Source organism: Chromobacterium sp. S0633 (genome assembly GCF_024158805.1).
Classification (GTDB): Bacteria; Pseudomonadota; Gammaproteobacteria; order Burkholderiales; family Chromobacteriaceae; genus Chromobacterium.
The window spans coordinates 1-13,052 of record NZ_JAMZGH010000032.1 but is presented as its reverse complement, the minus strand read 5'-3'; the positions used below and the strand labels follow the sequence as shown (position 1 = coordinate 13,052).

At 67.9% G+C, this 13,052-nt stretch carries 9 protein-coding genes; 5 read left to right on the top strand and 4 right to left on the bottom strand.

What is annotated here, in order from left to right; genetic code table 11:
- Position 1 precedes the first annotated feature (1 nt).
- From NK214_RS18100 to NK214_RS18085, 4 genes are all read right to left on the bottom strand, one after another.
- Positions 2-904, bottom strand: a complete 903-nt coding sequence (locus NK214_RS18100; protein ID WP_107801498.1) for a 3-keto-5-aminohexanoate cleavage protein — start codon at positions 902-904, stop codon at positions 2-4.
- Positions 901-1,857 (bottom strand): choline ABC transporter substrate-binding protein, encoded by a 957-nt coding sequence (gene choX / locus NK214_RS18095; RefSeq protein WP_253315153.1) that lies wholly within the window; start codon positions 1,855-1,857, stop codon positions 901-903. Before choX ends, NK214_RS18100 begins: the two co-directional genes overlap by 4 nt.
- A gap of 230 nt (positions 1,858-2,087) precedes the next feature.
- The gene (locus NK214_RS18090; RefSeq protein WP_253315152.1) at positions 2,088-4,160 is read right to left on the bottom strand and encodes a M60 family metallopeptidase; all 2,073 of its coding nucleotides are present in this window, start codon (positions 4,158-4,160) and stop codon (positions 2,088-2,090) included.
- Positions 4,161-4,587: 427 nt separating this feature from the next.
- On the bottom strand, positions 4,588-5,073 hold the full coding sequence (locus NK214_RS18085; RefSeq protein WP_107801495.1) for an oxidoreductase: 486 nt from the start codon (positions 5,071-5,073) through the stop codon (positions 4,588-4,590).
- Positions 5,074-5,640: 567 nt separating this feature from the next.
- Here NK214_RS18085 and NK214_RS18080 point away from each other — a divergent pair.
- The 5 genes from NK214_RS18080 to NK214_RS18060 are packed head-to-tail and all read left to right on the top strand — an operon-like array spanning position 5,641 to position 12,598.
- Complete coding sequence (locus NK214_RS18080) at positions 5,641-6,831, top strand: MFS transporter (protein WP_253315151.1); 1,191 nt, start codon at positions 5,641-5,643, stop codon at positions 6,829-6,831.
- Between the two features lie 29 nt (positions 6,832-6,860).
- A complete protein-coding gene (locus NK214_RS18075) occupies positions 6,861-7,994 on the top strand; it encodes an acyl-protein synthase (protein WP_107801494.1) in 1,134 nt (377 codons plus the stop codon).
- A 1-nt stretch (position 7,995) separates the two neighbouring features.
- Positions 7,996-10,419, top strand: coding sequence for an acyl-CoA reductase (locus NK214_RS18070; RefSeq protein ID WP_253315150.1), 2,424 nt, complete (start codon positions 7,996-7,998; stop codon positions 10,417-10,419).
- Entirely contained in the window at positions 10,416-11,690 is a 1,275-nt protein-coding gene (locus NK214_RS18065; protein ID WP_253315149.1) for a phenylacetate--CoA ligase family protein, read from the top strand. Before NK214_RS18070 ends, NK214_RS18065 begins: the two co-directional genes overlap by 4 nt.
- Positions 11,687-12,598 carry a GNAT family N-acetyltransferase gene (locus tag NK214_RS18060; RefSeq protein ID WP_253315148.1) on the top strand — a complete coding sequence of 304 codons (912 nt, stop codon included), beginning with the start codon at positions 11,687-11,689 and terminating at the stop codon, positions 12,596-12,598. The genes NK214_RS18065 and NK214_RS18060 overlap by 4 nt, the downstream gene beginning before the upstream one ends.
- Positions 12,599-13,052 lie beyond the last annotated feature (454 nt).

The following is a 13,052-nucleotide window of genomic DNA, read 5'->3' as shown; positions in this document are numbered from 1 at the left end:
CTCAATCTCCTTTTACGCCGCGCGGCGGCAGGCCCAGGCGGATCCGGCCTTCCGCCGGCGTCAGCACCCGCGCGCCCATCAGGTCCAGCAATCGCCGCGCCTGTTCCACCAGCGCGCCGTTGCTGGCGTACACCCCTTTGGCCAGATACAGATTGTCTTCCAGCCCCACCCGGACATGGCCGCCCAGCAAGGCCGCTTGCGCCACCATGGGCATTTGCAGCCGGCCGATGCCGAAGGCCGCCCACTGCGCGCCCGGCGGCAGGCTGTCCACCATGGCCTTCATCGTGGTGGTGTCGGCCGGCGCGCCCCAGGGGATGCCCAGGCAGAGCTGGAACAGCGGCGGCGCGTCCAGCAGCCCCTCGCTCAATAATTGTTTGGCGAAGCGCAGGTGGCCGGTGTCGAACACTTCCAGCTCCGGCTTGACGCCCAGTTGCTGAATGCGTCGCGCGCCGTCGCGCAGCTGCCCGGGCGTGGCCACGTAGAGGAAGTCGCCGTCGCCGAAGTTGAGCGTGCCGCAGTCCAGGGTGCAGATTTCCGGGCGCAGTTCCTCCACATGCAGCAGGCGCTCCAGGCCGCCGACCAGATCCGTGCCCGGCCCCAGCGGCAGCGGCCGCTCGCCGGGGCCGATCTCCACGTCGCCGCCCATTCCGGCGGTCAGATTCAGAATCATGTCCACGCCGGACGCGCGGATGCGGTCCACCAGCTCCCGATACAGTGCCGGCTCGCGGCTGCCCTTGCCGGTGAGCGGGTCGCGCACATGGCAGTGCACCACGGTGGCGCCGGCGCGGGCCGCCTCCACCGCGGCGGCGGCGATCTGCTTGGGCGTGACCGGTATCGCCGGGTGCTTGCCCACGGTGTCGCCGGCGCCGGTGACGGCGCAGCTCAGCACGATGTCCCGGTTCATGGCCCGTTCCCTTCGCCTTGGCGCAGATGGGCCTGGACCGCGGGCAGGCCGGCTTTGCCGTCAAAGGAGGAGACGCCGTCCAGCCAGCGTTCCAGCGGCTGAGGGTTGGCTTGCAGCCATTGGCGCGCGGCGCGCGCGGGCGGGACCCGCTTGAGGATGGCGTTCATCACCTGGTTTTCCATGTCCAGGCTGAAGCGCAGCTGACTGATCAGCTTCCCGGCGTTGGGACAGCGCTGCATGAAGCCGTTGGCCACCACGGTATAGACCTTGGAGCCGCCGTATTCGGCGCCGAAGACCTGGTCGCCGCCGGCCAGATAGCTTAGCCGCATCAGGTAGTTCATCGGATGCGGCTCCCAGGCGAGGAACACCACCATGCGTTGTTGCCGGATGGCGCGGGATACCGCGGCCAGCATGCCGCTTTCGCTGGACTCCACCAGGGTGAAGCCTTTCAGGCCGAAATCGTTGTTGGCGATCATCCGCTTGATGATGGCGTTGCCCTGGCTGCCGGATTCTATGCCGTAGATCTTGCCGTCCAGCTGTTTGCGAAAGCGCGCGATGTCGGCGAAGGTGCGCAGGCCCTGCTCCGCAAGCTGGCTGGGCACCGCCAGCGTGTATTTGGCGCCGCTCAGATTGGGCTCGGGCAGCACTTGCAGCGCCTTGGCCTGTAGAAAGGGCGTGATGGCCGGCGTTTGCGACGGCACCCAGTAGCCCAGATACACGTCGATCTGCTGGTTCTTGAGCCCGGTGAAGGCGATGGGCTCCGAGGCGAGCTGGGTGCTGGGCTGGTAGCCCAAGCCTTGCAGCACGGCGGAGGCCAGGCCGGTGGTGGCCGCGATATCGGTCCAGCCGATGTCGGCGAAGCGTATCTTGCGACAGCTTTCCGGCTCCGCGGCCCAGGCCTGGGCGGCCAGCGCGCCGCACAGCAGCGCCAGCCAGGGGGTGGAGAGTTTCATGTCGGCTTCTCCCGCAAGCGGTTCCGTTGCCGACGGGCAGCGCCGGGCCGCTGGGTTGGAAGGCATGGCCGTGGCCATGTCGACGCCGCGGACTCGGAGGGAGCCGGAGCGCAAGGACCAATCTAGGCGGGCGGCGCCGAATAGTAGCGCACGGGAGCGACCAATGCCGTCACCCGGGCGACCGGGCCGGCCTCGACGAAGGAGGCCGGCGCCGGTTGCGGAACCCGGGTTTACGGGGTCAGGTACTGGCTGCCGTCATAGGAGCCGACGAAGGTCCAATTGCTGTTGCTGACGCCGGTGGTGGGAAAGTAGCCGTAGTTCGCGTTCTTCAGCACGAAGTAGTCGCGCGTGGAGCGATAGGGGTTGTCGTAGACGTAGACGTCCCCCACCGTGCCGGTTCGGCTGTCGCTCCAGCTGTTCAGGCGGCTCTTGCGCTGCGCGGTCAATATCGCCAGATCGTAGGACTGGGTGGCGGACAGCGGGGCGCCGTTATAGCTGTCCAGGAACTGCCAGCCGGCGTTGCTGCCGCCTTCGGTCGGGAAATAGCCGTAGCTGGCGGTTTTCAGCTGGAAGTAGTCGCGGGTGTTGCGGTAGGGGTTGTCGTAGACGTAGACGTCGCCCGGCGTGCCCGCGCGGCTCTCGCTCCATTTTTGCAGCGCACCCTTGTTGTAGGCGGCCAGAATCATCGCGTCGTAGCCTTGCGCGCCGGGGCGGCGCAGTTGGATGGCGCTGCCCAGCGTCATCTGGGTGACGCCGTCGCTGACGGTGACGCGTATCGGCGCGTACGCGCCTTGCAGCGCCTGAGCGGGCGCGGTCAGCGTCGCCGTCGCGCCATTGCCGGGGGATCCGCCGAAACCGGTCGGCACCTGCCACTGGTAACGCAGGGTCTTGCCGCCGGCGTTGCCGACCCGCGCCTCCACGTTGAACGTGCCGCCGGCGTTGACAGCGGCCGGCAGCGACACGCGTCCGGCCAGGCCCTGCTGTTCCAGCGGATAGCGATAGAGCAGGTTTTCGTCGCGGTTCAGCCAGATCGGCTGCGACAGGACGGGCAGGCTGTTCACGGTTTGCCGGGTGCTCAAGTTGGCCTTCAAGCCCCATTTGTCGAAGAACGGGGTCAGATTCTGGCCGGCGACGCGGCTGGTTTCGATGATGAAGCGCTGGCGCTTGTCCTCGTCGCTGGCGGGCAGCTCGGCGAAGGGCATGCTGCGGTAGCGCTGTCCCAGCCGGCTGTAGAAATCCTTGCCGAAAGCCAGGTCCAGCTGCCAGAACATCGCCGCGCGCACGAACAAGTCCGTTTGCGCCTCGTAAGACGGCTGCGCCTGGTTCAGGTGCTGGCGCACCAGGTCCCATTTGCCGCCAGTTTCCAGCCGCGAACGCTGGCCCAAGGCGCGCTGCACATAGAGCGAGGTCAGGTTCACCGTCACCTCGGTCTGGTCGTTCCAAGTCATCGCCGGCATCTGGTAGTGATGACCCAGCTCATGCCAGGGGCCCCAGCCGTCCTGCTGCAGCAATTTGGAGTTGGCCACCGAGCCGGCGCCGCCGACATTGGTGCCCAGCCAGTAATTGCTGGCCGACATATAGCCGCCGCTGCTGTCCGGCTTGGTGACGAACTGGTATTGGAACGGCGTCGCCGCGTGCGGGTAAGGATTGCCGGCGGCCAGGCCGTATTGTTCCTCGGCCAGGGTGACGATGCGATCCCACAGCGTCATGGCGGCGGCTGGATCGTCCACTTGCTGACGCAGGATGGGCAGCGGCATGGTCACGATCATGCGCTTGCCCACCAGCTCCGCGTAGGGCTCGGCCGGCAGGCGGTTCAGCATGGCGTTCCAGTCCGCGCTGCTGTGCTGACCCAGCACGAAACGCGGTATTTCGCGGCCGCCGCTTTGCAGCGTGGCCACGATCTTGCCGCTGCCGGGCTGGCTGCGCGGCGCGAAATAGATCACGCCGTCGTTCTGCGCGGTGATCTGATTGAGGCCGGGGCGCAGCTGGACCACCTGATTGGACGGCATGGCGCTGTTGGCGTTGGCGATAGGCACCAGCCACAGCTCCGGGGGCAGATTGGGCGGCGTGCCCTGATAGGCGATATTGACGCTCAGCGCTTCGCCCTTGCGGGCCCAATAGCCGGTGGACTGAGTGGGATGGGTGAGGAAGCCGCGGCGGTGCGCCAGCAGCCATTCTCCCGGATCGCCGCGCTGTTCCAGCGTTAGCTGGCGCGGCGCATCGGCGAAGGCGGACAGAGAGGGCAGGCTGGCGGCCATCGCGGCGCCAAGCCATAGACAGGAACTGAGCTTAAATGCGTGCATATTTCTCTTATTCCATCAGGCCATGCCGGACTGCTGCGGGCGCAGGGCACGGCCTGTCCAGTTGCGGGTTGCGCCCTGGCTCCCGCCGGCATGAAGGGCGGGAGCCTACCCACTGGAGTCCGCTTCTTATTCCAAAGTTCTTATTTTATTCAGGTAAATATTTACTTGGGACTAACTGGATTTATTCAGCGCATTGACATTTTTAGTCGAGAATTCGGCTAAAAGCGGCTCATAAAAACCGCTCTCGCGGCTGAGGCCAATCGGCGCAACGCGGCATCAGCGCTTGGCTAGCGGCTTAAGAGCCGCTAACAAAACTCAGTTTTACGGCTGAGGCAAGGCGCGCCGACGCAGACAGTACTTGAGTACGGCAAGTCGGCGCAACGCAGCATCAGGGGTTTTGTTAGCGGGTCTAAGCGCTACGCCGCGCTCAACGCACCACCAGCGCTTTCACCCGCCAGGCCAGCTTGGCGTCGATGTCGGCGGTTTGCAGTTCGCGGAAGTCGTTGAGCGGATACATCATCCACTGGCTGAAGCCCATCTCCTCCAGCGGCCGGCCATTGATGCGCAGCGCCAGGATGGGCTGATAGCGGCTTTGGTCGCCGGGCGGAATCACCACCTTGTACTGGTCTTCTGTGACCACTTCCACGGGCCGCCCGGTCGCGCCCACGGCGCGCAGAATGGCGGAGAGCGTGGGGCCGGTAAAGGCCGACTTCGGCGTCCAGGTGGTCTTGGTCTGGATGGTGCGCTGCTGCAGGCGCTCCAGATCGGCCTTGCTGAAGTGGTATTCGCCGGCGCGGGTCTGATTGGACACCTTGATCTGGCCGGTGACCACCAGCGCCGGCGGCGCGCCGGCCAGCGCAAGCGCGGCGCAGAACATGGACAGGAAGGCGGCAAAGGGCAGGACGGATCTCATGGGGATGGGCTCCTGAAGGCATGGGGGATGTCAGTGAAGATGACATTTTAACCATGGGAATCCATTGTCATGCTTGTTGCAAAGCAATGAAAACGAGCTCTTTGCGGGCTGGCCGCCGGCATGAGGCGACGCGGTTTAGATTCTGATTTGGAAAATCATCATTCAATCTATTGGTGGTTTTGATTGGAATCGTTCCTCCAAATATTAATTGACTTGCCATTTGCATATTATTTTATGTTATGGTTTATTTGTATAAATATCCGTCGCCAAACTTGGATATTAATATATTTACTCTAGGATAACTGTCCAATAGGGCAGTCAATTCAATTCGCAAGCCTGTCTATAATCTCGCCCCTTCTAAGTACGCCGATGTCATTCTTCGGCGCTACTTGATCACCGAAACAAATGCCGCGCAGTTCACTTTTCCGCGTCGTTTTTTATTGTCGGTTTTAAATGGTCCGTGTTTTTTATAGGGCCGCCATTAAATTACCTAGATATTTTATGAGTCAAAACTCAATTCAATCCCTGCTGCCTATTTCCCGGGGCCGGGCGTTAGGCTTTTGCCTATTGCTGGCCGCTTTTGAACTGCTGACGTATATCGGCAGCGATATGGTGATGCCGGCCATGTTGCAAGTCGTCGCGGACTTGAACGCCGACGCCCGCCACGTGCCCACCGCGCTCAACGCCTATCTGCTGGGCGGGGTGGCCCTGCAATGGCTGATTGGCCCATTGTCCGACCGTTACGGCCGCAAACCGCTGCTGGTGGCCGGCGCCGTCGGCTTCGCCCTGGCTTGTCTCGCCGCCGTCGGCAGCCGCGACATCGAGCTGTTCAATCTGCTGCGCTTCATCCAGGGCCTGTCGCTGGGCTTCGTGATGGTGGTCAGCTATCCGGCGCTGCAAGAAGCGTTTCCGGAAAAAGACGCGGTGCGCCTGATGGCCTTGCTGGCCAATATCGCGCTGCTGTCGCCGCTGGTCGGCCCGCTGCTGGGCAGCTTGTTGCTGGGCCTGCTGCCCTGGCGCGGCCTGTTCGCGCTGATCGGCGCGCTGGCGGCGCTGGTGGCCGTCGGCCTGTGGCGCTGGATGCCGGAAACCCTGGGCGCGGAGCGTCGCGACGGCAGCCGGCTGGCGGCGAGCCCGCTGCGCCTGGGCCGCAGCGCGCGCCAGTACGCGGCGCTGCTGCGCAACGCCCCCTTCATGCAGGGCAGCGTGGCGCTGGGCCTGCTGTCCATCCCGCTGGTGGGCTGGATCGGCCTGTCGCCCTTGCTGCTGATGCGCGGCCTGGGCCTGTCCGGCGTTGAATACGGCCTGTGGCAGCTGCCGGTGTTCGGCGGCCTGATCGCCGGCAATCTGACCTTGAACCGGCTGGCGGCGCGCCTGGAGCTGGAGCGGGTGCTGCGGCTGGCGCTGCTGCCCTTGTTCGGCGGCCTGGCGGCGATGTTGGCGTTGACCTGGTCCAGCGGCGCGCTGCCGGCGCTGGCGGCGGGCCTGACGCTGTACGCCTTCGGCCTGGGCCTGGGCCACGCCACCCTGTACCGCTTCACCCTCTACGCCAGCGACAGCGGCAAGGGCGCGGTGGCGGCGATGCTGGGCATGATCTCCACCGCCTTGCTCGGCCTGGGTTGCAGCGCGCTGGCCTGGCTGGGCGCAGGCACCGGCCTGCAAGCCTTCGCCGGCTGGGCCGCGCTGGGCGCCGGCCTGGCGGCCTGGCCGCTGTGGCGCTTGCTCAAGCAGCGCGCTTACGCGCTGCAAGCGGCTTGAATCCCCTTCCTCATTCCCGGAGCTCCACCATGCTGAACCATGTCGACGCGCTGTGCGCGCTGGAACACCCTTATCGCGCCGATGCCGACGGCGACCGTCTGTTCGACGCCGCCATGCGCGAGCTGAGCCATTACCACTGCGAACACACGCCCGGCTACCGCCATTGGCTGCAGGCCAACGGCCTGGACGCCGCCGCGCTGGACGGTCTGGACGGTCTGGACGATTGGTCGCGGCTGCCGCCGCTGTTCGCCAACTACTTCAAACGCCAATTGGTGGTGAGCGCCGCCGGCCAGGACGCGCTGGAGCTGACCTCCTCCGGCACCACCGGCCAGAAAAGCCGCATGCGTTACGACGCGCGCAGCCTGGGCGCGGCGCAAAGCATGGTGGACCGCATCTTCCGGCATTACGGCTGGGACACGCCGCAACAGCCGTGCAACTACCTGCTGCTCAGCTACGAGCCGGCCGGCGCCATCACCCTGGGCACCGCCTACACCGACCAATTCCTGTGCAAGTACGCGCCGGTGAACCAGGCCTGTTACGCCTTGCGCCACAACGGCCACGGCAATGAGTTCGATCCCTTCGGCGTAATCCGCGCCTTGCAGGACTTCGCCGAACAAGGCCTGCCGGTGCGCATGCTGGGCTTCCCCGCCTTCCTGTGGTTCGCGCTGGAGCGCATGCGGGAACTGGGCCTGCCGCCGCTGCAACTGCACCCGGAATCACTGGTGTTCCTGGGCGGCGGCTGGAAAACCCACGCCGACCGCGCCATTCCCAAGGCCGAGCTGTACCGGCGGCTGGGCGAGCAACTGGGCATTCCGGACGCGCGCTGCCGCGACGGCTACGGCGCGGTGGAGCACCCGGTGCCTTACGTGGAATGCGAACGCCACCGCTTCCACCTGCCCAGCTACGCCCGCGCGGTAATCCGCGACACCGCCAGCCTGCGGCCGCAGCCTTACGGCGCGGCCGGCTTCCTCAACCTGCTGTCGCCCTACATCACCTCCAGCCCGGCCCACAGCATCGTGATGGGCGATCTGGCCGTGCTGCATCCGGCCGAGAGCTGCGGCTGCGGCCTGGCCACCGACTGGTTCGAACTGCTGGGCCGCGCCGGCACCAGCAAGAGCCGCAGCTGCGCGGTGGCCGCCTCCGAATTGATCAAGGAATCCTGATATGTATCTATTGAACGGAACACTGAACGCCGCCGCGGACGCCGCCGCCGCGCTGGCGCAATTGCAAGCCAGCCTGCCGGCCGCGCTGGCCCGGCCGCCGGTCTTGGACGCGGTGCTGGATTGCGCTGAGCGCTTCGCCGCCGCGCTGCCGGCACGGGCGGAGGCTCTGGGCCTGGACGCCGCCTCCGTCGACGCGCTGCAAGGTTTTTGCCGGCGCGAGGCGCTGGAAGCCAAGGTAAGCCGAGAACTGGGCGAACAGGCCTTCTCGCTGCGCCGCTTCGACTACCGTCAGCCGCGCTTCGAAAGCTGGCGGCCGCTGGGCCTGGTGGCCCACATCACCCCGGCCAACGCGCCGCTGCTGCCCTTCATGGCGGTGTTGGAAAGCCTGCTGGCCGGCAACGTCAACTGGCTGCGCCCCAGCGGCAGCGACCAAGGCCGCAGCGCGCGGCTGCTGGCCGATTTCCTGAGCCACGACGCCGCCGGCGATCTGGCCGCCCACGTGGCGGTGCTGCCGCTGGCCACCGACCAACTGGCCGGCCTGCTGGCCCGCGCCGACGCGGTGTCCGCCTGGGGCGGCGACGCCGCGCTGGAAGCGATCCGCCGCCAAGTGCCGGCCGGCTGCCGCTGGATACCCTGGGGCCACCGCATCAGCTTCGCCTACCTGGACCCGGCCGCGGCGACGGAGGCCGATTACGACGCGCTGGCCGACGACGTCTGCCGTTTCGACCAGCAAGCCTGCTCCAGCCCGCAATGCCTGCTGGTGGACAGCGAGGACGAAGCCGTCTTGCGCGGCGCGGCCCAGGCCATGGCCGCCGCGCTGGCGCGGCGCGCGCCGGCCTGGCCCGCCCTGCAGCCGGACGTGCAGGAAGCCGCGGAAATCTCCAGCCAGCTGGCCATGATGCGGCTGGACCAGTCTTTCGCCGGCGTGGCCGGCGCGGTGGAGCAGGGCGAGGGCTGGCGCGTGGCCTGGGCGCAGCGCCAGGAACTGGCGGCCTCGCCGCTGTTCCGCACCCTGCAACTGCGGCCGGCGCCGCGCGCGCGGCTGGTGGAACTGCTGCTGCCCTGGCGCACCCATTTGCAAAGCTGCGGCCTGATTGCCGCGCCGGAACAGCTGCCGGCGCTCAGCCGCCTGCTGCTGGACGCCGGCGTCGGCCGGCTGTGCCCGGCGGGAGCGATGCACGACGGCTACCCCGGCGAGCCGCACGACGGCGTTTACGCGCTGAGCCGGCTGACGCGGCGGGTGTCGGTCAGCCTGCGCGACGGCCAACTGCCGGGCCATGCGACGCTGGACGCCTTGCCGCCGCCGCCGGCCGGCCTGGACGCGCTGCCGGTGATGGACAAAACGGCCTTCCAGCAAGCCGAAATGGGGCCGGCCGCCCAGCTGTTCTTCCGCAGCGGCGGCAGCAGCGGCGAACCCAAACTGGCCGGCTTCAGCTACCGCGACTACCACCGCCAGATGCAGGCGGCGGCGGACGGCCTGCTCGCCGCCGGCCTGGACCCGGCGCATGACCGGGTGATGAATCTGCTCTACGGCGGCAACCTCTACGGCGGCATGCTCAGCTTCTTCACCATCCTGGACAAGCTGGGCGTGCCGCAATACCCGATGGGCGGCCCGGTGGACGACGACTTCAGCCAGATCGCCCACTTCATCGTGTCCCAAGGCGTCAACACCCTGGTGGGGATGCCGGGCACCTTGCAGCGCCTGTTCGAATGCGAGGAAACCGCGCTGCGCGCCTACGGCGGCGTGCGCAAGCTGTTCTGCGGCGGCGAACACATCAGCGACGGCCAGCGCCAGTTCCTGGCCGGCTTCGGCGTGGAGCTGATCCGCTCCGCGATGTACGGATCGGTGGACGCCGGCCCGCTGGGCCACGCCTGCGGCCACGGCCGCGACGGCGAGTTCCATCTGTTGGCCGATATCCAGTGGCTGGAAATCCTGGAGCAGGACAGCGACCGCCCGGCCGCGCCCGGCGCCGTCGGCCGCCTGGCCTTCACCTCGCTGGCGCGAGAAGGCCAAAGCGTGCGGCGCTACGACCTGGGCGATCTGGGCCGCTGGCTGCCCGGCCGCTGCGGCTGCGGCCTGCCGGCGCCGCGCTTCCAGCTCACCGGCCGCCACGGCGCGCTGCTGCGCGCCGGCACCATCTTCGTCAACCCGGAAGCGCTGTCCGCGCCGCTGGGCCTGGCTTTGCAATGGCTGGTGGACCACGCCGCCAGCGGCGGCGACCGCATCCGGGTGCTGGCCGACGGCGACGCCGCGCAGGTGCGCGCCCGCCTGCTGCAACACCCGATGCTGAACGAGGTGGTCAGCGGCGGCCTGCTGCAACTGGACGTCATCGCCACCCCGGCCGGCCAGTTCCAGCGCCATCCGCAAAGCGGCAAGACCCCGCTGGTGTTGGACCTGCGCCGCAACACGGAGCCGGCGCGATGAAGGCCGCCACGGAGGCCGGGCTGCGCCGGCTGGTGGAACACGCCCGCGCTCACTCGCCGTTTTTCAGCGCGCTGTACCGCGAACTGCCAGAGGACTGGACGCTGAGCGATCTGCCGCTGATCGAGCCGGCGGACTACTGGCGCCAATGCCAGCCGCTGGAAAACTGGCCGGTGCTGAGCGGCCCGCTGGCGGACGGCCATGTGTTCAAGACCGGCGGCTCCACCAGCGAGGGCAAATTGTCGGTGTTCCGCCGGGACGAATGGCAGGCCTTCGTGCGCGCCTTCGGCCAAGGCCTGGGCCGGCAACTGCTGCCCGGCGACCGCGTCGCCAACCTGTTCTTCGCCGGCGATCTCTACACCAGCCTGCTGTTCATCCACGGCGCGCTGTCGCACTCGCCGGCGCCGGTGGTGGAGTTTCCCTTCACCTGCAATGTCGAGGACGCGGCGCTGGCCGACGCCATCGACACGCTGGACATCAATGTGCTGGCCGGCGTGCCGGTGCAACTGGTGCGCTTCGCCAGCTGGCTGCAACAGGCCGGCCGCGCGCTGCCCGGCGTGCACTGCCTGCTTTACGGCGGCGAAAGCCTGTTCGCCGAACAACTGGCCCTGCTGGGCCGGTCGTTTCCCAATGCCCGCATCGGCTCCATCGGCTGCGCCAGCGTGGACGCCGGCCTGATCGGCGCCGCCGGGCCGGATTGCGCCCAGGGCGAACACCGCGTGTTCGACGCCGACACCATCGTCGAAATCATCGACGAGGCCAGCGGCCTGCCGATCACGGAGCCGGACCGCAAAGGCCTGCTGGTGGTCAGCAATCTGCAACGGCGGCTGATGCCGGTGATCCGCTACCCCACCGGCGATCTGGCCTGCTGGCGCGAGCCGGCCGGGCGGCCGGAACGCAAGTTCGCGCTGCAAGGGCGCGCCAGCCGCGGCCACCGCGTGCGCGTCTGCACGCTGTCCTTGTTCCCGGACGAGCTGGACCCGCTGCTGCGGGGGCAGGACGGCGTGCTGGCCTGGCAGTTGCTGGTGGGCCGCCGCGACGGCGTCGACACCCTCAGCCTGCGAGTGGCCAGCGAATACGCGCCGGCCCCGGCGGCGGAGCCGCTGCGCGAACGGCTGCTGGCCGCGCAACCGGCCTTGGCCGAACTCTGCCGCCAGGGCCTGCTGCGGCTGGACGTCGCATATTGCGCGCCGGAGGCGATGCTCACCCATCCGCGTTCCGGCAAGCTGATGCGCGTGGTGGACCAGCGCGCTTACGACGAGGTGGCGGCATGAGCATCGCCATCCGCGATTTCCAGGCGGACGACGCCGCCGGCGTCAGCGCCTTGTTCCGCGCCATCTACGGCGAACACTACGTCTATCCCGACGTGTATCTGCCGTCTATGATCCGCCGCCACAACGCCGCCGGTCGCTGGCATTCCGCCGTCGCCGTGAGCGGCGGCCGGGTGCTGGGCCACGCCGCGCTGTGGCGCGACCCGCATTGTCCGGGCAGCGCCGAGCTGGCGCTCAACGTGGTGCATCCGGACGCCCGCGGCCAGGGCCTGGCCACCGCGCTGGGCCGCCATCTGCGCGCCCAAGGCGTCACCCTGGGCCTGAGCATGCTCACCATCAAGCAAGTGTCGTCCCACGGCCAGAGCCAGCGCCTGGCCAAGACCCTGGGCTTCCACACCACCGGCCTGCTGCTGGACTACGTGGCCTCGCCGTTTGGCCAGCCGCAGCCGGAAAGCATCGTGCTGGGCTGCCTGCCGCTGCAAAGCCGGCCGATCCCGGCGCTGAACTGGCCGGCGGCGTGGCGGGAATGGCTGACGCCGCTGACCCGCGCCTTCGGCAGCGCGCCGCCGCCGGCGCAGGGGCCGGCCGGCGGACTCAGCATCGCCAGCCACGGCCGGCGGCTGGAAGTGGGGCTGGAGGACGTCAGCGGCGGCCGGCTGAGGGAAGTGGCGGCGCTGCCGGCCGGACGGCTGGTCTACGTCAGGCTGGCGCTGGGACCGGACGCCCCGCGCGCGGCGGACGCCTTGCAACAGGCCGGCTTCGTCTGCGGCGGCCTGGTGCCCGGCCCGGACGGCAGCTGGCAGGCGTTGCTGCTGCGTGGACACGGCCGGCAGGAACTGGCGCTGAGCTGCCCTTTGGCCAATCGTCTGCATCAGTTGAGCCGGCAGGTGGCGGCGGCGGTTGCCGCCTGAGGCCCGTGCCTCCCCTGCGCCTTGACGGCCTCTGCCAGCCTGTTTAGGCTTGGTCCCGCGCTGCGCTCAATCACGCCGCGTCGGGCTGGCAAGCCTATAAATTACTAGACCGCAGACAAGCCGTGTCCGCCTTTGGCACTGCTACGTCTGCTGCCACGCCGTACCCATTCGGGACGGGCCGTGGCAGGGAGTCCTCTGGACTGCCGGTCGTTGGTCTAGTAAGCCGGTCTTGCCACCTTGTCATGTGCCTGTCCCAGCCTCGCCTGGGCAGGTTTCCAAAGCTGACATGGAGACCGTGATGACCTTTTCCACCTTTCCTCCCGCAATGCCCCCTCCCGCCTGTCCCCATGGCGCAGGAGAACGCCCCGAGCCCGCCGCTGCGCCGGTGATGGAGCAACTGCGTTCCTGCGCTCAGCGCTTGCCCGCCGCCGCCGGCAATGTGCTGCTGCTGGGC